Annotated in this window: 20 protein-coding genes; 13 read left to right on the forward strand and 7 right to left on the reverse strand. The window is 70.0% G+C overall.

Annotated elements, in window-relative coordinates:
* Positions 1–97: 97 nt before the first annotated feature.
* Positions 98–1,327 carry a radical SAM family heme chaperone HemW gene (gene hemW, locus VB059_RS04415; RefSeq protein ID WP_323420817.1) on the forward strand — a complete coding sequence of 410 codons (1,230 nt, stop codon included), beginning with the start codon at positions 98–100 and terminating at the stop codon, positions 1,325–1,327.
* Here the strand turns inward: hemW and VB059_RS04420 are convergent.
* The 3 genes from VB059_RS04420 to VB059_RS14530 all read right to left on the reverse strand — a co-directional run bounded on the left by VB059_RS04420 (position 1,272) and on the right by VB059_RS14530 (position 4,573).
* Complete coding sequence (locus VB059_RS04420) at positions 1,272–2,000, reverse strand: ABC transporter ATP-binding protein (RefSeq protein WP_323420818.1); 729 nt, start codon at positions 1,998–2,000, stop codon at positions 1,272–1,274. The genes hemW and VB059_RS04420 overlap by 56 nt on opposite strands.
* A gap of 8 nt (positions 2,001–2,008) precedes the next feature.
* Positions 2,009–4,054 (reverse strand): hypothetical protein, encoded by a 2,046-nt coding sequence (locus VB059_RS04425; protein ID WP_323420819.1) that lies wholly within the window; start codon positions 4,052–4,054, stop codon positions 2,009–2,011.
* A gap of 99 nt (positions 4,055–4,153) precedes the next feature.
* Positions 4,154–4,573 (reverse strand): lactococcin 972 family bacteriocin, encoded by a 420-nt coding sequence (locus VB059_RS14530; RefSeq protein ID WP_416339496.1) that lies wholly within the window; start codon positions 4,571–4,573, stop codon positions 4,154–4,156.
* A gap of 118 nt (positions 4,574–4,691) precedes the next feature.
* Here VB059_RS14530 and VB059_RS04430 point away from each other — a divergent pair, with 118 nt between their 5' ends.
* Positions 4,692–5,555, forward strand: coding sequence for a DUF3097 domain-containing protein (locus VB059_RS04430; protein WP_416339498.1), 864 nt, complete (start codon positions 4,692–4,694; stop codon positions 5,553–5,555).
* 60 nt (positions 5,556–5,615) lie between these two features.
* Positions 5,616–6,449 carry an inositol monophosphatase gene (locus VB059_RS04435; RefSeq protein WP_323420821.1) on the forward strand — a complete coding sequence of 278 codons (834 nt, stop codon included), beginning with the start codon at positions 5,616–5,618 and terminating at the stop codon, positions 6,447–6,449.
* A 118-nt stretch (positions 6,450–6,567) separates the two neighbouring features.
* Here the strand turns inward: VB059_RS04435 and VB059_RS04440 are convergent, their stop codons facing one another.
* Complete coding sequence (locus VB059_RS04440; protein ID WP_323420822.1) at positions 6,568–7,452, reverse strand: MBL fold metallo-hydrolase; 885 nt, start codon at positions 7,450–7,452, stop codon at positions 6,568–6,570.
* A gap of 75 nt (positions 7,453–7,527) precedes the next feature.
* Here VB059_RS04440 and hrcA point away from each other — a divergent pair, with 75 nt between their 5' ends.
* The 3 genes from hrcA to VB059_RS04455 all read left to right on the forward strand — a co-directional run bounded on the left by hrcA (position 7,528) and on the right by VB059_RS04455 (position 10,536).
* Positions 7,528–8,535 (forward strand): heat-inducible transcriptional repressor HrcA, encoded by a 1,008-nt coding sequence (gene hrcA / locus VB059_RS04445; protein ID WP_323420823.1) that lies wholly within the window; start codon positions 7,528–7,530, stop codon positions 8,533–8,535.
* Positions 8,536–8,548: 13 nt separating this feature from the next.
* A complete protein-coding gene (gene dnaJ, locus VB059_RS04450; RefSeq protein ID WP_323420824.1) occupies positions 8,549–9,721 on the forward strand; it encodes a molecular chaperone DnaJ in 1,173 nt (390 codons plus the stop codon).
* Positions 9,722–9,789: 68 nt separating this feature from the next.
* Complete coding sequence (locus VB059_RS04455; RefSeq protein WP_323420825.1) at positions 9,790–10,536, forward strand: 16S rRNA (uracil(1498)-N(3))-methyltransferase; 747 nt, start codon at positions 9,790–9,792, stop codon at positions 10,534–10,536.
* Between the two features lie 256 nt (positions 10,537–10,792).
* Here VB059_RS04455 and lepB read toward each other — a convergent pair whose 3' ends face one another.
* Positions 10,793–11,395: a signal peptidase I gene (gene lepB, locus VB059_RS04460; protein WP_323420826.1), complete on the reverse strand. Its 603-nt coding sequence runs from the start codon at positions 11,393–11,395 to the stop codon at positions 10,793–10,795.
* The gene (locus VB059_RS04465) at positions 11,295–11,969 is read right to left on the reverse strand and encodes a DUF6448 family protein (RefSeq protein WP_323420827.1); all 675 of its coding nucleotides are present in this window, start codon (positions 11,967–11,969) and stop codon (positions 11,295–11,297) included. The genes lepB and VB059_RS04465 overlap by 101 nt, the downstream gene beginning before the upstream one ends.
* Before the next feature lie 458 nt (positions 11,970–12,427).
* Between VB059_RS04465 and tgt the strand changes: the two genes are divergently transcribed.
* Positions 12,428–13,630, forward strand: coding sequence for a tRNA guanosine(34) transglycosylase Tgt (gene tgt, locus VB059_RS04470; protein WP_323420904.1), 1,203 nt, complete (start codon positions 12,428–12,430; stop codon positions 13,628–13,630).
* Between the two features lie 106 nt (positions 13,631–13,736).
* Here tgt and VB059_RS04475 read toward each other — a convergent pair whose 3' ends face one another.
* Entirely contained in the window at positions 13,737–16,556 is a 2,820-nt protein-coding gene (locus VB059_RS04475) for an FAD-binding and (Fe-S)-binding domain-containing protein (RefSeq protein ID WP_323420828.1), read from the reverse strand.
* 218 nt (positions 16,557–16,774) lie between these two features.
* Here VB059_RS04475 and VB059_RS04480 point away from each other — a divergent pair, with 218 nt between their 5' ends.
* From VB059_RS04480 to argG, 6 genes are all read left to right on the forward strand, one after another.
* Complete coding sequence (locus tag VB059_RS04480) at positions 16,775–17,209, forward strand: DUF5709 domain-containing protein (RefSeq protein ID WP_323420829.1); 435 nt, start codon at positions 16,775–16,777, stop codon at positions 17,207–17,209.
* Between the two features lie 156 nt (positions 17,210–17,365).
* Complete coding sequence (locus tag VB059_RS04485) at positions 17,366–18,316, forward strand: PhoH family protein (protein ID WP_323420905.1); 951 nt, start codon at positions 17,366–17,368, stop codon at positions 18,314–18,316.
* Entirely contained in the window at positions 18,313–18,786 is a 474-nt protein-coding gene (gene ybeY, locus VB059_RS04490) for an rRNA maturation RNase YbeY (protein ID WP_323420830.1), read from the forward strand. Before VB059_RS04485 ends, ybeY begins: the two co-directional genes overlap by 4 nt.
* Complete coding sequence (locus VB059_RS04495) at positions 18,783–20,120, forward strand: hemolysin family protein (protein ID WP_323420831.1); 1,338 nt, start codon at positions 18,783–18,785, stop codon at positions 20,118–20,120. The genes ybeY and VB059_RS04495 overlap by 4 nt, the downstream gene beginning before the upstream one ends.
* Positions 20,120–21,070, forward strand: a complete 951-nt coding sequence (era, locus tag VB059_RS04500; protein ID WP_323420832.1) for a GTPase Era — start codon at positions 20,120–20,122, stop codon at positions 21,068–21,070. The genes VB059_RS04495 and era overlap by 1 nt, the downstream gene beginning before the upstream one ends.
* Positions 21,071–21,159: 89 nt before the next feature.
* Complete coding sequence (gene argG, locus VB059_RS04505) at positions 21,160–22,575, forward strand: argininosuccinate synthase (RefSeq protein ID WP_323420833.1); 1,416 nt, start codon at positions 21,160–21,162, stop codon at positions 22,573–22,575.
* Positions 22,576–22,699 lie beyond the last annotated feature (124 nt).

The raw sequence follows: 22,699 nt of genomic DNA on the forward strand, positions 1-22,699 counted from the left end.
CGTCGGCGTCACCCCCGGTCGATAGGAAGCTCCAGGATCGGAGTATTCCACGGGCTCTGCGGCGCGGCAGAATGGTCCGGATGAGAAGGAACAGCTGATGCCATCCACGCTTCCTGACGGCGATCCGGTGCCGCCGGACGGCACACTGCCGGCGTCCGCGCTGGCCGAGGCGGCCCGCCGACCGCTGGAGATCTACCTGCACGTGCCGTTCTGCACCACCCGCTGCGGCTACTGCGACTTCAACACCTACACCGCCGACCAGCTCGGCACCGGGCCCGGCGCCACCCGCGGGACGTACGTGGACGCGGCGCTGACCGAGCTGGCGCTGGCCCGCCGGGTGCTCGGGCCCGATGTCCCGGCGGTGTCCACCGTCTTCGTCGGTGGCGGGACGCCCACCCTGCTGCCGCCCGGCGACCTGGTCCGCTTCCTCGACGGCGTCCGCGACACGTTCGGGCTCGCCGCGGACGCCGAGGTCACCACCGAGTCCAATCCGGAGTCGATCGACGCCGAGGGGCTGGCCGAGTTGGCCGAGGGCGGCTTCACCCGGATCTCGTTCGGCATGCAGTCCGCCGACGAGCAGGTGCTGCGGCTGCTGGACCGGGTGCACACCCCCGGCCGGGCGGCCGCGATGGTCGGTGCGGCCAGGGCGGCGGGCTTCCGACACGTATCGCTGGACCTGATCTACGGCACCCCGGGGGAGAGCGTGGACTCCTGGCGGCACAGCCTGCAGGCGGCACTGGCCGCCGGGCCCGACCACGTGTCGGCGTACGCGCTGATCGTCGAGCAGGGCACCCGGTTCGCCGCTCGGGTGCGCCGCGGCGAGATCCCGATGACCGATGACGACGATCTGGCCGACAAGTACTTGGTCGCCGAGAAGGAGCTCGGTGCGGCCGGCCTGTCCTGGTACGAGGTGAGCAACTGGGCCCGGACCCCCGATGACCGGTGCCGCCACAACCTCGGCTACTGGCGGGGCGCGGACTGGTGGGGGATCGGGCCCGGCGCGCACAGCCACATCGGCGGCGTACGGTTCTGGAACCGCAAGCACCCCGCCGCGTACGCCCGGGCGCTGGCCGAGGGACGTACGCCCGCGCAGGGCCGCGAGATCCTCACCGCCGAGCAGCGCCGGGTGGAGCGGGTGCTGCTCGAGCTGCGGCTGGCCGACGGGCTGCCACTGGAGGTGCTGACGGCGACCGAGCGTCGCCGAGTGCCCGACCTGGTCCTCCGCGGGCTGGCGGAGGTCCGCGAGGCCGCCGGACAGGTGCAGCTTGTCCTCACCCTACGCGGACGCTTGCTGGCCGACGGGATCGTCCGCGACCTGTTGGACTGAGACCCGGGGGCACCGGTCCGGGAGGTGGGCCATCGGGGTGACCGGTGCAGGTCAGGTCGATCTGTTCCCCACAGGCATCCCGTACCGTCGCATTGTGGGTCGCGATCAGCACTGTCGCACCGGCCTCCGCCAACTGCCGCAGGGTCCCGATGACCATCGTGGCATTGTCCTCGTCCAGCGCCCCGGTGGGCTCGTCGGCCAGGATGAGGGCCGGCTTCCGGACGATCAGGCGTGCGAGGGCGAGCCGTTGTTGCTCGCCACCGCTGAGGTGGTGGGTCGGCTCCTGGGCTCGCCCCGCCAGACCGACCGCTGCCAGGGCGTCGGCCAGCCGTGCACGGGACTCTCGGCGGCTGAGACGAGGGAGCGCGACCTGCAGGTTCTCCTTGATCGTGGTGTCAGGGATAAGGGCGTAGTTCTGGAAGAGATAGCCGAGGGTGTCGCGGCGGAAGATCCTGGCGCGATGTGACGAGACACCGGAGAGCGGGCGTCCGTCAAACCTGATGTCGCCGGAGTCCGGGCGGTCGAGCAGGCCGATGCAGTTCAACAGGGTCGACTTACCGCTGCCGCTCGGTCCTGTCAGGGCGGTCATTGCTGCGGAAGGGACCGTACGGGTGAGGTCGCTCCACAGGATGTGCCTGCCATAGCTCTTGGTGAGGCCGTCGATGTGCAGCATGGGGTTCCTTAGGCATCTGCGGTGGAGTCGAGGATGGTGAGCTGTGAGATTCGGGCCAGTATTATCGCCGTGGCCGTCGCACCGAGAAAGGCGATGAGGAGAGCGCATGCGGCCAGATGGGGATCGGGAGCGGGGAATCCCCGGGCGATAATGTCCACGGTTCGGGCCTGTCGGCTGACGCCCCAGGCTGCAAGTCCTGTCGTTACAGTCAGGTCACCGATCAACGGGAGCGCGATGATACGCGGCAGTGGCCAGCCGTGGATATGACGCACGAAGATGCGCCTGCGGTGTCGGGAGACGAACACCGTCGCCGTCGCCACCGAAGTGACGACGATGGACAAGGTCCCGGCCCCCAGCGCGATGACGAGGATGCGCTCGGTCAGCGCCCGTTGATACATCTGTTCGGCGCCCGCAGAGGCGACGGTCCTGATGCCACTGATCACTCGATCGAGCCGATGGGCCCGGACTGCGGCTGTGGCCGACTCCTTGTCGGTGAACACGATTCCCTGCTGGGTTGACCACGCCGCGAGGTTGTCGTCGGTGACTGCTGGGCTGCCTGCGGGCAGCGCAATGACCACAGCGTTGTTCACCGTGTAGTGCTCGACCTGATACAGAGCGTTGCCGTACGTGAACACCTGCTGGTCGTTCTGCAATTGCACCGGTATCAGGCGCCGAGGTGCCGTTGCCCCTTGGTACTGGGCGGTGTCGTGGAAATCTCTGCCGACTGCAGCGAGGATGGCGTCGCGCTGTTCCCAGCGCTGGATTGGGATGCCGATCAAGGCTTCGTCGGAGCTCCGGGGCGCTCGGAGCGTCGATCCATCTGTCGTGAGGAGTGGCTGGGCCGTCAAGAGCGTCGGGTTCACGATCACCGAAGACAGTGGGGGTCCGTCGGTGAGGATCCGGCTCTCCTTCGCCAGGATGACCTGGCCCTGCGTGTCGGCTTGTCTGACCATCTGTCCGATCGCAACCCACGGCGTGCCGTCCCTCTGGTCGCGGGTCGGCACGGTCGTCACCGTGCCGCTGGTCGCAATGAAGACCGCAGCGGTGTCCCAGTGGTGCCGCTGGGTGCGGTAGAGCGTGTTCAGCTCCGTTGTGCTGAGCCAGGTCGTGGCGATGACGACGGTCATGATGAGGGCCGGGATGCGGATCGCCGCCACAGCGACCGTGGCCAGGTCGCTCGGAAGCTCGCCTTTGAGCGCGTCGACGACCGAGGTCCGGAACGTCAGCGCCACTGCCGTGCTGTGCGCAAGCAGTGACACGAGAAGCTGGCTGACGATCAGGATGCCGCTGACCAATGCGAGCGTTCCCGCCTGGTGCCCGAAACCGTTGCGCATCAGGTGGGCGGATGCGGACGTGATAGCCCCTATTCCGAGGGCAAGACCCATGGGCCGTACGCAGAGGCGCAGATCCCGCAGAAGGATCACACCGTAGGACCGGCCGAGCAGCCGTTGAGCGCCGTAGCTCTCGGCGTTCCCGAGTACCGCAGCAACGGCGAGGGCCGCGCCGGTCAGTGTGATGATCACGAACCCCCACCAGACGGGGGTGTCGACGAAGACGCGGACGAACGACGATGGGTCGTTGTTGTCGTGGGCGACGGCGCTGACACCCAATGGGCGAAGATGAGCCGCCAATGATTCTGCGACTTGCGGGCCGGCCATGACGTAGTAATAGGCGCGCGGATCGACGTCACCTAATTCGTCGGCCGATTGTACGGTCGTTCGCACTGCGTGGGAGAACGACGGGTAGCCATCGGATAGCCATCGGGCGCTGCTGTGTTTCGGATCGCCCACGAAGAGATAGAGATTCCGCGACCCCAGACTGTTGTCGAGAGTCAGGACCTGCTCGGCGATGTTCACCCGGTGGGCGTGAGCAAAGTCCTCCATCGCTGCCGGGATCGCCGTAAGGTTTGCGTCGGGTTCGGCATCCCGGACCACCACATACGATCCGGCGACGGTGATCCCTGACTCATCGTAGATCGTGGCGGCCACCCAGCCGAACAGTAGCCCGCTGAGAATTGCCAGCAGGTAACTGCCGCGGAGAACGCGGATGATCATGTGTGGCTTTCCTTACGTTCAGTGCCGATGTCATGCTCGTAGCGTGGGCCAAGAGTCCGGCCCACGCTACGAGCATGAAGATGCTGCGCGGTGTGGTTGTCAGCAGTAATTCCAATAGGCCTGATTCGTGCCCGAACTGGTGCGTTGTGATGAAGCGTATGCCCATACTCCGGGATTGGTGTTGCCTGAGTAGTTCTTCACGGTTCCGATCGCGGTGGAACCGTGGCAGGTGCTGGGGTGATAGTAATTCGAGTAGACCGTGGTCAAGCCGAATCCGTGGTTCCAGATGCCACCTCCGACGTTGTCTGCCGAGGCGATCCCGGCCGCAGTTGTGGTCAGGAGAATCCCTGCAGTGATTGCTCGAGTGGCGGTCTTCTTGATGGACCTGAAATTCCTCCCGGTTTGACGTGTCGCCAGGACGCTAACATGTCTTTCGGTTCTTGGGGTGATTGGACGGTGGAATGTAGACGAAAGGCTATCCGTGTGGCCTCCGTGGGTGGTGTCATAGCGTCGACGCAAGACTGCTGACAGATGAGAGGTTGGTCGCCGTCATGCTCTGTGAGCCGGGCGAGCCGGATCGCCGTCCGATAACGGCCGGGTGTCGCGGACGGGCGGTGTCGGTGCCCCGACATAGCCTCTGACCATGGCCACGAGCAGATACCCCACCGACGTGCTGGCCGCCGGAGCCCAGCGGAGCCGGCGGACGACGCCCTCCCGTGACGAGGTGGTGCGGTCCGGGCTGGTGATCGAGGATCCCGCCAGCGGGTTCTGCGGCGCCGTGGTGCGCTGGGAGAACGGCCTGGTGGTCCTGGAGGACCGCAAGGGCCGGCGCCGGTCGTTCCCGCTCGGCCCGGGCTTCCTGCTCGAGGGGGAGCCGGTGACGCTGAAGGCGCCGGCGCGCCGGAGCGCCGACCCCACCCACACCCGCTCCGGGTCGCGGGTCGGCCCGGCCGAGTCCGCCAAGATCGCGCTGCCCAGCCGGATCTACGTCGAGGGCCGACACGACGCCCAGCTGGTCGAGAAGGTCTGGGGCGACGACCTGCGCCACGTCGGCGTCGTGGTCGAGTACATGGGCGGTATGGACGACCTGCCGGCCATCGTGGCCGAGTTCGGCCCCCGTGCCGGGCACCGGTTGGGTGTGCTGGTCGACCACTTGGTCCCCGGCAGCAAGGAGTCACGCATCGTCGAGCAGGTCGCGGCCGGCCCCTGGGGCGACCACGTGCTGGTCACCGGCCATCGCTACATCGACATCTGGGAGGCGGTGAAACCGGCCCGGCTGGGACTGCAGGAATGGCCCCGGATCCCACGCGGCACCGACTGGAAGCACGGGGTCTGCGCGGCGATGGGCTGGCCGCACACCGACCAGGCGGACATCGCCGCGGCCTGGCAGTTCATCCTGTCCCGGGTGGGCAACTGGAACGATCTCGACCCCGGGCTGTTGCGCGAGGTCGAGCGGCTGATCGACTTCGTCACCCAGGACCACCTCGACCGGGAGAGTTGAGCCGGGCCGCGCCGCGGGCCCCTGCCCGGGCCGGACATGACGTGTGACACAGTGGGGCACATGGCGGCACCCCGTGAGCTCTCCACCGACCAGGTCCTCGACATCATCCAGCAGGTCGCCGATGAGGTGATCCGACCCCGGTTCCGAGCTCTGCGGAGCGACGAGATCGCGGAGAAGGGGCCGGGTGACCTGGTCACCGTCGCCGACCGCGAGTCCGAGGTGCGGCTGACCGAGATCCTGTCGCGGGCCTATCCCGATGCGCTGATCATCGGCGAGGAGGCCACCGCCGCCAACCCCGGCCTGCCGCCGCACCTCCTCGGTGCCGCGCACGGCTTCACCATCGACCCGGTGGACGGCACCAAGAACTTCGTCAACGGCAAGGAGGACTACGCCGTGATGATCGGCGAGGTCCGCCACGGCCGTACGGTCCGGGCCTGGATCTGGCAGCCGGAGTACGCCACCGCGTACGTCGCGGTGCGCGGTGAGGGGGTCACCCGCAACGGCGAACAGGTCTCCCGGCCGGCCCCGTCGGCGGACCCGGCCGACTGGCGCGGCCGGTCGGCCCGGGTGGTGATCCAGCAGCGGTCGGCGGACGCGGCGCTGCCCCTGATCACCACCAGCGCGCTGTGCTGCGGTGTCGACTACCCGCGGATGGTCACCGGCCAGACCGACTTCCTCGTCTACGGCCGGCCGCGCCCGTGGGACCACGTCCCGGGGATGCTGATGGTCGAGGAGATGGGTGGCACCGCGCTGCTCACCGACGGGTCGGCGTACGTCCCCGGAACGGACGGCTTCGGGATGGTCGTCGGGGCCACCGAGCCGCTGGCGGCCTCGGTCCGCGCTGCGCTGGGCCCCCGGCTCGGCACCCGGCCCACCCCGACCCAGGCCGAGTGATCCTGGGGCGCCTCGCTCAGGCCGAGTGACCTCGGCCCGAGTGACCTCGGGTTGCGTGAGCCACGGTCGTCCCACCATGACCATCGGCGTCCGCGGCTCAGGCACCCGGGCCGCCAACTCAGTCCTCGCGGACGTCCTTGCGGATGATCGGCAGCTGGTCGCGCGGCGCGAAGCCGCGGGCGGCCAGCAGGTCGTAGGCGGTGCGGACGCCCGGGGCGATCCGCTGCCACGGGAAGGGCCAGTCGCCGCGCTGTTCGGCGTCCTCGTAGCGGATGCCGTCGGAGACCAGGTTGGTCACCTCGCCGAGGATCGAGGCGATCCAGCCGCGCTGCAGGGTGACGTCGGCCATCGCCATCGGGCCGCCGTGGCCGGGGTAGGCCAGCCAATCGGGGCGCAGCATCAGCCCGATCAGATGGTCCAGCGAGCCGGGCCAGCGCTCCGGGTCGGCGTCCGGGCCCAGCTGCGGGCCGGCCGGCTCCACGATGTCGCCGGCGAAGATCAGCCGGGCGTCGGCCACCACGGCGATGGCGTCGTGGTCGGTGTGGGCCCGGCCGACCGAGATCAGTTCCACCACCCGATCGCCGAGATCGACCGCGTGGGCCACCCCGAAGGTGTGTGTCGGCACCGGCAGGTCCGCAGCGCTCGCCCCGTACGGCGCCAGGTCCGCCAGCAGCGCCGGGTCGGTCAGGTGTGCGCCCAGCTGGCGCTGGGCATGGATCGGCAGGTCGCGGAACGCGGCCAGCCCGCCGACGTGGTCGTAGTGGGCGTGGGTGAGGGCGACGGCAACCACCGGCACCCCAGCGACCGCCTCCGCGGTACGCCGGATCTCGGCGCCCTGGGCGGGGGTGCTCCCGGTGTCGATGACGAGCGCTCCGCCGGTCCCGGCCACCAGCCCGATGGTGACCGATTCCGGTTCGGCGACCGCACGCCACGTACGCTCGCCGATCGCCTCCCAGGGGCCGAGAGCGACGGAAGGAACGGCTGGGGAGGGTCCATGGCTCATGGCGCTAGACTGGCACTCGGAGTGGCGGAGTGCCAATACCGGCCGGGTGCCACCCCGGAGGGGTGAGGAGGGGACATGCTCGACGATCGCAAGCTGACCGTGCTGCGCGCCATCGTCACCGACTACGTCTCCAGTCAGGAACCGGTCGGGTCGAAGGCGCTGGTCGAGCGCTACCGGCTGGGCGTCTCGCCGGCCACGGTGCGCAACGACATGGCCGTCCTGGAGGACGAGGGCTACATCACCCAGCCGCACACCAGTGCCGGCCGGATCCCCACCGACAAGGGCTATCGCCTGTTCGTCGACCAGATCGGCGAGATCAAGCCGCTGTCGGTGGCCGAGCGGCGGGCGGTCGAGACGTTCATGTCCGGCGCGGTCGACATGGACGACGTCGTCGCCCGGACCGTCCGGCTGCTGGCCCGGCTGACCCACCAGGTGGCCATCGTCCAGTACCCGGTGATCTCCTCCACGGTGGTCCGGCACGTCGATCTGATCCGGCTCAGCGCCGACGATCTGATGTTGATCGTGGTCAGTTCCAACGGCCGGGTCGAGCAGCACACCCTCACCCTCGTGGTGGACGAGGAGCTGCGGGCCGAGATCCGCACCCGGTTGGCCGCCGCCGTCGTGGACCGCTCGGCGCAGCGGGCGATCGAGGTGCTGGCGTCGGTCGACGAGGAGTTCCGGCCCGAGGACCGGGCAGCGGCACGGGTCGCCATCACCACCCTGCTCGAGCTGCTCGGCACCCCGCCCAGCACCCGGGTCGTGGTCGGGGGGGTGCCCAACCTGGCCCGGTTCGCCAGCGAGTTCGAGTCGACCGTCGGGCCGGTGCTCGAGGCGCTCGAGGAGCAGGTCGTGCTGCTCAAGCTGCTCGGCGAGGCCGCCACCTCGGACGACGTGTTCGTCCGGATCGGCGGGGAGAACCCGTACGAGGGGCTGCAGTCGACGTCGATGGTCGCCAGTGCCTACGGCAGCCCGCAGGATGTCTGGGCGACCCTCGGTATTGTCGGACCGACCCGGATGGACTATCCGTCGATGATGGCGTCCGTACGCGCTGTTGCACGCTATGTGGGCCGTTTCCTGGCCTGAGGATGACGAGGACATGAGCAAGGACTACTACGAGATCCTGGGTGTCGGCCGCGATGCGGACGGGGAGACGATCAAGAAGGCCTATCGCAAGCGGGCCATGAAGGTGCACCCCGATGTCGCGCAGACCGACGACGCCGCCGAGCAGTTCAAAGAGCTGAACGAGGCGTACGAGGTGCTGAAGGACCCCCAGAAGCGCGCCGTGTACGACCGCGGTGGTGACCCGATGGGCCACGGCGGGATGGGTGGCGGCTTCGGCGGCATGGGCGGTTTCGGCGGAGCCGGCGGCTTCGACTTCACCGACCTGATCGGGTCGATGTTCGGCCAGGCGACCTCGCGGGGCCCGCGCTCCCGGGTGCGCAAGGGCCAGGACGCCCTCGTCGGGATGTCACTCACCCTGGCCGAGGCGGCCTTCGGGACGACCAAGGCACTGCAGGTCGACACCGCGGTGCTGTGCTCCCGGTGCGGTGGCTCCGGCTCGGCCGAGGGCAACGCCCCGGTCACCTGCCGGACGTGTCACGGCGCCGGCGAGGTCACCCAGGTGCAGCGGTCCTTCCTCGGCGACATCCGGACCTCCTCGCCGTGCCCGACCTGCCGCGGCTACGGCACGGTCATCCCTGACCCCTGCCCGGAGTGCTCCGGGGAGGGACGGGTGCGCACCACCCGGACGCTCAATGTCAAGGTGCCCGCCGGGGTGGACACCGGCAACCGGATCCACCTGTCCGCCCAGGGCGAGGTCGGCCCCGGCGGCGGCCCCGCCGGTGACCTCTATGTCGAGCTGCGGGTCGAGCAGCACGAGAACTTCACCCGCAAGGGTGCCGATCTGGAGACCGTCGTCCGGGTCCCGATGACCGCCGCCGCGCTCGGCACGTCGGTGCAGGTGCCCACGCTGGACGCGGAGAAGGAGGGGGCCACGGCCGAGGAGTCCCTCGTCGACGTGGAGATCCCCGCCGGCACCCAGTCCGGCACCCGGATCAGCGTCCGGGGTAAGGGCATCCCGAAGCTGCGGTCCAACGGTCGCGGCGACATGGGCGTCACCTTCCTGGTGCAGACCCCCACCAAGCTGGATCCGGAACAGCGCGAGCTGCTGCGTCAGCTGGCCGACCTCCGCGGCGAGCACGAGGTCAAGCTCGGCCACGCCAAGGAGAAGGGCTTCTTCGGCAAGCTGCGCGACGCCTTCGAGGGCTGAGGCGGAGCGGTGACCGAAAGCTGCACGCCCTCGAAAGTTGCGAGGCCCTCGAAGGTTGAGGTGGACCGATGACCGATCCGGTCTTCCTGCATGAGTTCGCGGGCGCCCCCGCCCTCGGTGACGTCGTCACCCTGGCGGGGGAGGAGGGCCGCCACGCCGCCGTCGTCCGGCGGATCCGGGTCGGCGAGGTCGTCGTCCTCACCGATGGGGCCGGCAGCGGGATCCGCGGCGAGGTCGTCGCGGTCGGCAAGAAGAGCATCGACGTACGCGCCGACGAGCTGCTGCACGCTCCCCGGCCGGCGATCCGCTGGGTGATCGCCCAGGCACTGGCCAAGGGCGGCCACGACGAGCAGGCCATCGACATGATGACCCAGGCCGGCGTCGACGAGGTCGTGCCGTGGCAGTCGGCCCGGGCGATCGTCCGGTGGACCGGCGAGAAGGCCGCCAAGGGCACCGAGAAGTGGCGCCGTACGGTCCGCGAGGCCGCCAAGCAGTCACGTCGGCTCCGGATGCCCACGGTCCACGACGTCGTCGACACCGCCGGTCTGGCCGCGCTGGTGCCGACCGCCGACGCCGCGTACGTGTTGCACGAGTCCGCCGAGCACTGGCTGGCGGGGCTCGACCTGCCCCGGGTCGGCACCGTCCTGCTGATCGTCGGGCCCGAGGGCGGGATCGCTCCCGAGGAGCTCGCCGTCCTCGTCGCGGCCGGGGCTGTCCCGGTGCTGGTCAACGACGGGGTGCTGCGCAGCTCCAGCGCCGGGATCGTCGGCCTCGCCCAGGCTCAGGCGTTGGTGCACCCTTCGCATCGGGTCTGACAGGCCTCCAGGTGCATGGGGTCTGACAGGCCTCGCTGCGGTTCCATTCAGCCGTGCTTGGCGTCGTCGCTGCGGTTTGCGTCGCCAGCCGCGGCCGCCCCCCATATTCAGCCGCGGCCGCTTCATTCAGCCGCGCTTGTCGTTGCCAGCCGCGGCCGTTTCATTCAGCCGCGGCGCGCCGGCGGGCGGCAGCTGAATGGAACTGAGGCGGCTCCGTGAAAGCGCGGCGGCTGAGGGACGATGGAGCCACGGGGAGTCATCGACCGACCGCCACCCCGATGATCGCGCGGGATGAGACGTACGGCTGCCGCCACACCCGCGAATCGTCGGACTCGGCGAGATTGTCGCCGACGACGAACCAGTGCTCGGCGGGGACCCGCCAGGTCTCGACGTGGGCGCCCTCGGGCCGCGGGCCGTTGACGCTCAGCCGACCCGCGCCCATCCGGACCAGGGCACCGGGACCGGCGACCAGCCGCTTGACCAGCCGGCCGCCGTCGGGTGCCGCGATCACCACGATGTCGCCGACCCTCAGCCGCCCGCTCACCGGCCGGGTGAGAAGCACCCGACCCGGCCGGAGGGTCGGCAGCATTGAGCGTCCTTCCACCCGGACCAGCGGCGACCAGCGCGGCTTGCGGCGTGCGCCGGTCCCGGGCCGGTGTGGCGTGGTCGCGGGCCGGTGTGGCGTGCTCCCGGGGCCGAGTGCGGTGGCACCGGGTCGGTGTGCGCCGGCCCCGTACCGATACGCGGTGGATCCGAGCTCAGTGCGCGTGTCCGGCAGGGACATGGTGCTCGTGTTCCGGCCCGCTGTGCTCATGCCTGTCGTGTTCCGACCCGCCGTCCCCATGCCCACCGTGCTCATGCCCGTGGGCGTGCTCGTGTTCCTCGCCCTCGGCGTACTTGAAGAAGCTGACGTACGCGGCGACGAAGTCCCGGGCGGCGTCGACGTCGTCGATGTCGAAGTCCCGCTTGGCCAGGGCGACGCTGAACCGGCGGTGCAGTTCGGCGCTGCGCTCGGCCGGGACGAGGGCGCGCACCTCGGTGTCGTCACCGGTCTCGAGGGCCCGGTCGGCCGCCACGACGACGGCCGGGATCCGGGTGCCGGTGGGCTGGATGCCGGTGAACCCGACGCCCTCACCCATCCGGTGCAGGCGCACCAGGGTCTCGAGGAACAGCCGGTCGGCCACCCAGCGGGCGTCCTCCCCGAGGGTACGCACGGCCAGGCTCCGGGTGAACACCTCGGCCAGCTCGGCCTCGGCGGCCGGATCGGCCTGGAGCCACTTGTAGGCGTAGTTGATGTCGCCGGTCTCCAGGGCGCGGCGCCCGTCGGTGACCGCAGGGCCCTGGGCGGTGTCACAGTGCGCCCGGGCAACCGGGACGACGGCCTCGACGGCGGAGCGCAGGAAAGCGCGGATGGACGATGTACGGATGGACATGGTGAAGATCCCTCCCCGTTCGGGATGTCCGATGGTTGATGTCTTCGACCGTACGGTGGGCGCCCGTCGGAATCCTTGACGTCGGTCAAGCCGGTCAAGCCGGTCAAGTCGATCGGGCCGATCGGGCCGATCGGGCTGTACGGGAAGCGACCCGGCCAACAGGCCGCTCGGTGGATCCGCCGAGCCCGCCCGGTCGTCCGGGGACCGGCCCGCCTGCCCGGGTATCCTGGGGCGGCCGCATCCGACGTCGTACGCTCTCACCGGGAGGAACCCTGACCAGTCAGCCCGCCAGTCCAGTCGCCGACGTCGCGCGGGAGCGCGCGGCGGAGTCCGCCCCAGGGCCCGTCCGGGCTGACCACGTTCGGGAGCGCGTCCCGGAAGAGCCCGCCCGGGGGCGAGGCTGCGGGGCGCGCTCGCCGGGAGGTCCGTCGGCGTTCGGTTTCCGTCGCGAGGTCGAGCTGGACAACGGGCGGGGGCGTACGGGGGTGATCAGCACCCCGCACGGGCAGATCCGGACCCCGGCGTTCGTGGCGGTCGGTACCAAGGCCACGGTGAAGGCGGTCACGCCCGGCCAGGTCGAGCAGCTCGGTGCCCAGGCGGTGCTGGCGAACGCGTACCACCTGTATCTGCAGCCGGGCTCCGACATCGTCGACGAGGCCGGTGGACTCGGCGCCTTCATGAACTGGCCGGGGCCGACCTTCACCGATTCCGGGGGCTTCCAGGTGATGAGCCTCGGTGCCGGGTTCAAGAAGGTCCTGGCGATGGACACCACCGGCCTGCAGAACGACGACGTGATCGCCGAGGGCAAGACGCGGCGGGCGTTCGTCGACGAGGACGGGGTGACCTTCTTCTCCCACCTCAACGGCGATCAGCTCCGCTTCACCCCCGAGGTGTCGATGCGGATCCAGCACCAGCTGGGCGCCGACATCATGTTCGCCTTCGACGAGCTGACGACGCTGATGAACACCCGGGCGTACCAGGTGGAGTCGGTCGAGCGCACCCGGCGCTGGGCCCGGCGTTGCCTGGTCGAGCATCGACGGCTGACCGAGGAGCGGGTCGGCCGGCCGTACCAGGCGCTGTTCGGGGTGGTCCAGGGCGCCCAGTACGAGGACCTGCGCCGGTCCGCCGCCCGCGGCCTGGCCGAGATGACGGTCGACGGGTGCGGATTCGACGGGTTCGGCATCGGTGGGGCGCTGGAGAAGGCGAACTTGGGCACCATCGTCGGCTGGGTCAGCGACGAGCTGCCGGCCGACAAGCCGCGGCACCTGCTCGGCATCTCCGAGCCGGACGACTTCTTCACCGCGATCGAGAACGGGGCCGACACCTTCGACTGCGTCCAGCCCTCCCGGGTCGCGCGCAACGCCGCCCTCTACACGCGCGACGGCCGGTTCAACATCACCCGGGCCGAGAACCGGCGCGATTTCGGCCCGATCGACCCCTCGTGCGACTGCTACACCTGCACGCACTACTCGCGCGCCTACCTGCACCACCTGTTCAAGGCCAAGGAGATGCTGTCGGCCACACTGGCGACGATCCACAACGAGCGGTTCACCGTCCGGCTGGTCGACGACATCCGTACGTCGCTGGAGGAGGGCCGGTTCGAGGACTGCCGCGACGAGGTGCTCGGCCGCTTCTACTCCGGGCACCACCGGCGGTCCTGAGGCGTCAGGCCGCTGGTGGTGAGGCATGAGGCGTCAGGCCGCTGGTGGTGAGGCATGAGCCGTCAGGCCGCTGGTGGTGAGCGTCAGGACCGCCGGTACTGAGCCGTCAGGGCCGGGTCGCCAGGTCGAGCAGCTCCAGGATGTGGTGGTAGGTCTGCCCGGTGGCCCGGGTCATTCCCACTTCGCAGGTCCGGTTGGCCGAGGCGTACGCCGTCCGTCCGGTGTCCCGGCCGGTCCGGGCCGCCACCTCGGTGGCCTCGCCCTTCGTCGCCGAGGCGGTCAGTTCCGGGTGCAGCATGCCGCGGTCGCCGGCGAAGGCACAACAGCCCGTCGCCACCGGGACGATGACCGACGAGGCGATCTTCTCGGCGATCGCCCGTGCCGCGGCATTGAGGCCGAGGTGGGTCATCGAGCAGGTGTTGTGCAGCACCACCGTGTCGTACGGGTGGGTGACGACCAGGTCGTCGAGGAGCCGGTCGGCGACGAACTCGACCGCGTCGATGATGGTCAGCTCCCCGTACCTCGGGTCGGGGTCCGTGTGCTGGAACTTCAGCACACCCTCGGTGCAGGAGGCGCCGTCGACGACGACGGGCAGCCGGCCGTGGCCGGTGGCCTCCCACAGGATCGGCAGCGCCTTCTCCCGCATCGTGGCGTGGCCACGGGTGAAGCCCTTCGAGGACCAGGGCGTGCCGCAGCACAGCCCGTTGATCCCCTCCGGGATGTCGACCGTCGTGCCGGTCCGGGCCAGCAGGGCGTCGAGGGCCGGGCCGACGCCGGGCCCGCCCTCGGCGGCGCCGAACAGGTTGTGGATGCACGCGGGGAACCAGACCGCCACCGGTCCGGCGGGGTGCCGCGGTGCCCGGCGGCTGCCACCGCGCGGCAGGTCGGAGGTCCAGCGCTGCAGGTTGTCGTGGCCGAGCACCGCACGGCCGATGTCGGTCGCCGCGGTGGCGAGTGGTGGGACGGCGGCGGCGACGTTCATCGCCACCCCGCCGGCCGCGGTGAGCCCGCCCCAGTTGCGGGCCAGGGCGTCCCAGACGGCCTGTGAGGCGTTGCCGTGGCCCTCGGCGCGCAGCCGGCGCACCAGGTCGCCGGTGTTGATGTCGAGCGGGCAGTTCACCGAGCACAGGCCGTCGACCGCGCAGGTCTCGATGCCCTGGTAGCGGTAGGCCTTCGTCAGCTCGTCGGCGAGTGCGGTGTTGCCGGCCTGCTGGGCGGCGGTGATCTCGCGGCGCAGGGCGATCCGTTTGCGCGGGGTGAGGGTGAGGTCACGGCTGGGGCAGATCGGCTCGCAGTAGCCGCACTCGACGCAGCGATCGACCTCCTCCTCGACCGTCGGGGACTGCTTGAGGTCCTGGACGTACGAGCGGGGGGTCTCCGAGAGCACGACGCCCGGGTTGAGCAGTGCGTCGGGGTCGCACAGCTGCTTGACCGCGACCATCACCTCGTACAGCTCCTGGCCGTACTGGCGGGCGACGAACGGCGCCATGATCCGGCCGGTGCCGTGCTCGGCCTTCAGCGAGCCGTGGTGGCCGAGGACGACATCGACCATGTCGTCGGTGAACGCCTCGTAGCGGGCCGTCTGCGACCCGCCGGCGAACTGCTCGTTGAGCATGAAGTGGATGTTGCCGTCCTTGGCGTGGCCGAAGATCACCGAGTCCTGGTAGCCGTGCCTGACGAACAGCTCGGCGAGCTCGGAACAGGTCCGGCCCAGCGCGCCGACCGGCACCACGACGTCCTCGAGCAGAGCGGTCGTGCCACTCGGCCGGTTGCCGGCGACGGCCGCGTACAGACCCTTGCGGACGGTCCACAGCTCGGCGGCCCGGCGGGCGTCCTCGGCCATCCCGAAGGGCACCGCCAACGGCAGCTGGTCGGTCACCGGCCGGGCGGAGGCGATCCGGTCGGCCAGCTCCTCGGTGGTGTGCCCGTGGAACTCGACCAGCAGTGCCGCGTGGTCCTTGACCTGCAGGTCGGTGATCGCCCGGGGGCTGCCGGACAGTGTCCGGGCGACCCGCAGGCTGACCGAGTCCATCAGCTCGACCGTCGCGAACCCGGCCGCCACCAGGTCGGGCAGTGCCGCCATCGCCGTGTCGATGGTCCCGAACACCATCAGGCCGGTGGTGATCGCCGGCAGCACCTCGACGGTGCGCAGGGTCGCCTCCGCGACGAAGCCGAGCGTGCCCTCCGAACCGATCATCAGGTGGGCCAGGATCTCGACCGGGCGGTCGTGGTCGAGGAACGAGTTCAGCCCGTAGCCCATGGTGTTCTTCATCGAGAACTGCTGGCGGATCGTGTCGACCGAGTCCCGGCGGGACCGGACCCGGTCGCGCAGGCCGTCCAGCCCGGCGTAGAGGGTGGGCTCGAGCCGGCGCAGCTTCTCGTCGGCGTCCGGGACGCCGGTGTCGATCACCGTGCCCGAGGGCAGCACCAGCACCATGGACTCGAGCGTCCGGTAGGTGTTGAACTCGGTGCCGCAGGCCATCCCGGAGGAGTTGTTGGCGACCACGCCACCGATCGTGCAGGCGACCTCGGAAGCCGGGTCGGGACCGATCTTGCGACCGTACGGGCGCAGCGCCAGGTTCACCGCGCGGACGGTCGCGCCCGGCTGCACCCGGACCCGGACCCCGTCGTCGAGGACCTCGATGCCGCGGAAGTTCGCCCGGGTGTCGGCGAGGATGCCGCGGCCCTGGGCCTGTCCGGACAGGCTGGTGCCGCCGGAGCGGAAGGTCAGTGGCAGGCCGCTGCTGCGGGCCGCACGGAACAGCGTGCCGATGTCGTCGGCGGACCGGGGGGTGGCCACGATCTGCGGGACGACGAGGTAGTGGGAGGCGTCATGGGCCAGGGAACGCCGGTCGAACTCACTCGCGGAGTACATCCCGGCCGAACCGAGGAGGGTGGTGTGGTCGTGCGCCGTCGACGTGGCCATGGGGAGACTCCTGATCGTCATTGACTGTCGGAACGACAGTACCTCTATGGTCTGACCAAATTGAATGGTCTGACCATTTGGGGGAGGTGGCCTTGTTTTTCACGTGACGTCACGTCTCATCCACGTGACGCCCACGTCCCATCCATGTGGCGCGACACCTCCCCGGTCTCCTACCCGGACGACGCACGATCCGGGTCCGGACGAGGCACACTGTGGGTATGACCACCTACAACGACGAAGCCAACACGGACCCGTCGGAGGTCGTCGACCAGCTCGACCCGGAGCAGAGTCTCGTCGAGCGTGGGGTCGAGGATCCTCTCGATGAGGGGATCATCGCCCCCGACGACTGGTCGGGCGCCATGACCGAGGTTCTGGAGGGTCCCGTCGGGCTGCAACAGCGGATCAAGCGCGAGGACCCGGGGCGCGAGCGCTTCGAGGAGCCGGACTGGAACGGCACCGGTGACGACGAACGGGACTACCGGCGCGCCGGTCGACTGGTCGACGACAACGCCGGCTACGACGGCGAGGACCGGGAGGCGGGGCTGATCGGCCACGACGTGGGCATCTCCGGCGGCGCCGCGAGCGCCGAGGAGGCCGCCGTCCAGATCCTCGACGAGGACCAGGTCGAGGAAGCGGAACGCCGCGACGACTGAGAGTCCGACTACGATGGAGCCATCCGGTCCTCCCGCCCCGGGAGGCCCTGTCCCGCGACATTCGGAGGCATCCTGTCCAGCGTGCGCACCGTCGACGTGATCGATGACGACAAGGGCCGAGGGGTCCGTACGCTCATCGTGCCCGCCTCGATCGACATGGTGTCGGTCCTCGGCCCGCGCGACGAGTTCCTGCGGATCCTCGAACGGGTCCTCGACGCCGACATCCACGTCCGGGGCAACGAGATCCATCTGTCCGGCGACGAGGCCGCCCTGCGGGCGGGCACCGAGGCGCTGACCGAGATGGTCACCATCATCCGCACCGGCCAGGGCCTGACCGGTGACGCCGTCGAGCGGCTGGTCGGGATGCTGGCGGGGGAGGCCGAGGTGCGCCCCGCCGACGTGCTCACCCACTCGATCCTGTCCAACCGCGGCCGGACCATCCGACCGAAGACGCTCAACCAGAAGCACTACGTCGACGCCATCGACCGGCACACGGTCGTCTTCGGCATCGGTCCGGCGGGCACCGGCAAGACGTACCTCGCTGTGGCGAAGGCGGTCCAGGCGCTGCAGCGCAAGGAGGTCAACCGGCTGATCCTCACCCGCCCCGCGGTGGAGGCCGGCGAACACCTCGGCTACCTGCCCGGCACACTGAGCGACAAGATCGACCCGTACGTCCGGCCGCTGTACGACGCGCTGCACGACATGGTCGACCCGGACTCCATCCCGCGGCTGCTCACCGCCGGCACCATCGAGGTGGCCCCGCTGGCGTACATGCGCGGCCGTACGCTCAACGATGCGTTCATCATCCTCGACGAGGCGCAGAACACCACCGCCGAGCAGATGAAGATGTTCCTCACCCGTCTCGGCTTCGGGTCGAAGATGGTCGTCACCGGTGATGTCACCCAGGTCGACCTGCCGGGCGGCCAGCGCTCCGGCCTGCGCGTCGTCCCGGAGATCCTGGGTGACGTCGAGGACATCGCGTTCTGCCAGCTGACCAGCAAGGATGTCGTCCGGCACCGGCTGGTGGGGCGGATCGTCGCCGCGTACGACCGGTTCGAGTCGGCCCGCGGTCAGGACAACCAGGAGAAGGGGACCAAGCGCCGGTGAGCGTCGAACTGAACAACGAGTCGGGGGACGAGGCCGACGAGAAGGGCCTGACCGCGCTGGCCACCTGGGTGCTCGGCGAGCTGCGGATCCACCCGCAGGCCGAGTTGTCGATCGTGCTGGTCGACGAGGAGACGATGGCGGCCTACCACGTCAAGTACATGGATCTGCCCGGCCCGACCGACGTGTTGTCCTTCCCGATGGACGAGCTGCGGATCCCGGAGCCGGACGAGCCGGAGCCGGCCGGCCTGCTCGGTGACATCGTGCTCTGCCCGGCGGTGACCGCACGGCAGGCCGCCGAGAACGCCCGTACCCCGGACCAGGAGGCGGAGTACCTGCTGGTGCACGGCATCCTGCACCTGCTCGGCTACGACCATGCCACCCCTGAGGAGCACGCCGAGATGTTCGGCCTGCACGATCGCCTGATGGCGGCGTACGAGGCCCATCGGGCGAGCGCGGGCGGGAAGGCATGAGCGAGCCGGACATCGTCCAGCTGGTCATTGCTTTCGTCCTCGCCGTCGCCGCCGGGTTCCTCGCGGCCATCGAGTCGGCGCTGCACTCGTTCTCCCACGCCCGGGCGCAGAACCTGGTGGAGGAGGGGGCGCCCGGCGCCCGGCGCCTGGAGCTGATCACCGAGGACCCCGCCCCCACGCTGAACGCGGTGCTGTTCATCCGGACCATCCTCGAGGTCACCGCCATCGTCCTGGTCACCCGGGTCGTGATGGGCCTGGACCTGCGCGACTGGGCGGAGCTGTTGCTCGCCATCGGGTCGATGGTGATCGTCTCGTTCATCGCCTGGGGGGTCGCGCCGCGGACGCTGGGTCGCCAGCGCGCCGATGGGATCGCCACCCGCACCTCGGGCCTGGTGACGGGCCTGACCACCGTGCTGGGGCCGATCCCGCAGCTGCTGATCGCGCTCGGCAACATCCTCACCCCCGGCCGGGGCTTCGACGACGGGCCGTTCTCCTCCGAGGCGGAACTGCGCGAGCTGGTCGACAAGGCGGAGGAGTCGGACGTGATCGAGGCCGGCGAGCGTCGGATGATCCACTCCGTCTTCGAGCTGGGCGACACCATGGTCAAGGAGGTCATGGTGCCGCGGACCGACATCGTCTCGATCGATGACACCAAGACGCTGCGCCAGGCCACCTCGCTGGCGCTGCGGTCGGGCTTCAGCCGGATCCCGGTGGTCGGGGAGGGCGGTCTGGACAATGTCGTCGGCATCGTGTTCCTCAAGGACCTGATGAAGCGGACGTACGACAACCCGCAGGCGCAGACCACCGAGAAGGTCTCCTCGCTGATGCGCCCGCCCGTCTGGTGCCCCGACTCCAAGCCGGTCGACGACCTGCTGCGGGACATGCAGGCCACCCACTCGCATCTGGTGATGGTGGTCGACGAATTCGGCGGCACCGCCGGCCTGGCGACGATCGAGGACATCCTCGAGGAGATCGTCGGGGAGATCGTCGACGAGTACGACGCGGGCGAGGTGGCCCCGATCACCCAGCTCGGCGGGGGTCGATACCGGGTCTCGGCGCGTCTCGCGGTCGACGAGCTGGGGGAGCTGTTCGGGCGCAGGCTCGACGATGAGGACGTCGACACGGTCGGCGGCCTGATGGCCAAGCTGCTCAACATGGTGCCCATCGCCGGCTCGGTGGTGCGCTGGGAGGGCCTCGAACTGGTGGCCGAGCGGGCCCAGGGCCGGCGCAACCAGATCGGCACCGTCCTGGTCACCCGGACCGGGGACGAGGAGACCGGCGACGAACGCGGCCACTCGGCGCCACGGACGGCCGACGACACGGAGGAGAAGTGATGGCGGACCAGAGCACCACCGACAACGACACGGACGGCTATCGGTCCGGCTTCGTCTGCTTCGTCGGCCGGCCCAACGCCGGCAAGTCGACGCTGACGAATGCCCTGGTGGGGCAGAAGATCGCCATCGCCTCGGACAAGCCGCAGACCACCCGCCACGTCGTCCGCGGCATCATCACCCGCCCCGACGGCCAGCTGGTGCTGATCGACACCCCCGGCCTGCACCGTCCCCGTACGTTGTTGGGGGAGCGGCTCAACGACCTGGTCCGCGACACCTGGTCCGAGGTCGACGTGGTGGCGGTCTGCCTGCCCGCCGACCAGCGGATCGGCCCCGGGGACACCTACCTGGTCGAGCAGCTCGCCCGGCTGCGCAACCGGCCCACCCTGGTCGCCCTGGCCACCAAGTCCGACCTGGTCAGCGGTGACCGGCTGCGCCAGCACCTGGTGGCCATCCAGGGTCTGGAGGAGAAGGTCGGCATCAGCTGGACCCACATCATCCCGGTCTCCGCCCGCACCGGTGAACAGGTGCAGGAGGTCGGTGACGTCCTGCTGGGCCTGCTGCCGTACGGTCCGCAGTACTACCCCGACGACGAGTTCACCGACGAGCCCGAGGAGCAGCTGGTCGCCGAGCTGATCCGCGAGGCGGTCCTGGAGGGGGTCCGCGACGAGCTGCCGCACTCCATCGCGGTGGTCGTCGACGAGATGCGGATGCGCGCCGACCGTCCCGAGGACAGGCCGCTGCTCGACATCTATGCCTCGATGGTGGTCGAGCGCGACTCGCAGAAGGGCATCGTGATCGGGCACAAGGGGGAGCGGCTGCGCCAGGTCGGCACCACCGCCCGCAAGCAGATCGCCCACCTGCTCGGCGTGCCGGTCTACCTCGACCTCAAGGTCAAGGTGATGAAGGACTGGCAGCGCGACCCGAAGTACCTCAACCGGCTGGGCTTCTGACCCGAAGCTTCGCGGGCTCTCCCGGGGGCGGCCCGGGGCCGTACGGACGGTCCGCCGGGGGGCGGGGCCGGGACGATAGGCTGACCCCCATGTCCAAGGTTCTGACTTCCCTGCCTGTCGGCGAGCGCGTCGGCCTCGCCTTCTCCGGAGGTCTCGACACCTCCGTCGCCGTCGCCTGGATGCGCGAGAAGGGCGCGATTCCGTGCACGTACACCGCCGACATCGGGCAGTACGACGAGCCGGACATCGCCTCGGTCCCGGGGCGTGCCGGAGCGTACGGCGCCGATATCTCCCGCCTGGTGGACTGCCGTGAGGCACTGGTCGAGGAGGGGCTGTCCGCTCTCCAGTGCGGCGCCTTCCACATCCGGACCGCGGGCAAGGCGTACTTCAACACCACCCCGCTGGGGCGCGCCGTCACCGGCACCCTGCTGGTGCGGGCGATGAAGGAGGACGACGTCAACATCTGGGGCGACGGCTCCACCTACAAGGGCAACGACATCGAGCGGTTCTACCGCTACGGGCTGATGGCCAACCCGCAGCTGCAGATCTACAAGCCGTGGCTGGACGTGGACTTCGTCAACGAGCTCGGTGGGCGCGACGAGATGTCGCAGTGGCTGGGCGAGCGCGACCTGCCCTACCGCGACTCCAAGGAGAAGGCGTATTCCACCGACGCCAACATCTGGGGCGCGACCCACGAGGCCAAGCAGCTCGAGATGCTCGACACCGGTCTGGACATCGTCGAACCGATCATGGGTGTCAAGGCCTGGGACGAGAGCGTCGAGGTGAAGACCGAGGAGGTCACCGTCCGCTTCGAGCAGGGCCGCCCGGTCGAGATCAACGGCAGGACCTTCGCCACCGCCGTCGAGCTGGTGCTGGAGGCCAACGCCATCGGTGGCCGTCACGGGCTCGGCGTCTCCGACCAGATCGAGAACCGGATCATCGAGGCCAAGTCCCGCGGCATCTACGAGGCGCCGGGCATGGCGTTGCTGCACATCGCCTACGAGCGGCTGCTCAACGCTATCCACAACGAGGACACCGTGGCGAACTACCACAACGAGGGTCGTCGCCTCGGTCGCCTGATGTACGAGGGTCGCTGGCTCGACCCGCAGTCGCTGATGCTGCGCGAGTCGCTGCAGCGTTGGGTGGGCTCGGCCATCACCGGGTCGGTGACGCTGCGGCTGCGCCGCGGCGACGACTACACCATCCTCGACACCGAGGGCCCGGCGCTGAGCTACCACCCGGAGAAGCTGTCGATGGAGCGCGTCCAGGACGCCGCGTTCGGCCCCGAGGACCGGATCGGCCAGCTCACCATGCGCAACCTCGACATCGCCGACTCCCGTGCCCGCCTCGAGCAGTACGCCCAGCAGGGCATCGTCGGCGGCGCCACTGCCGAGCTGGTCGGCGCGCTGGAGGCCGGCGCCGCGCAGGCCATCGCCGGGGGCAAGGGTCCGCATGACGAGGCGGAGGCGCTCGACCGCGCGGCCTTCGACCAGGGCACCGACTGACACGTACGGCACGGCCTGACGCGTACGGCACGGTCTGACACGTACGGCACGACGAAGCGGCCCGCGGGGGTGAACCCGTGGGCCGTTCGCCGTTCCGCTGCCCCCCAACAGCGGAGGCGTGGTG

Origin of the sequence: Raineyella sp., assembly GCF_034933565.1 — a bacterium.
GTDB lineage: Bacteria > Actinomycetota > Actinomycetes > Propionibacteriales > Propionibacteriaceae > Raineyella.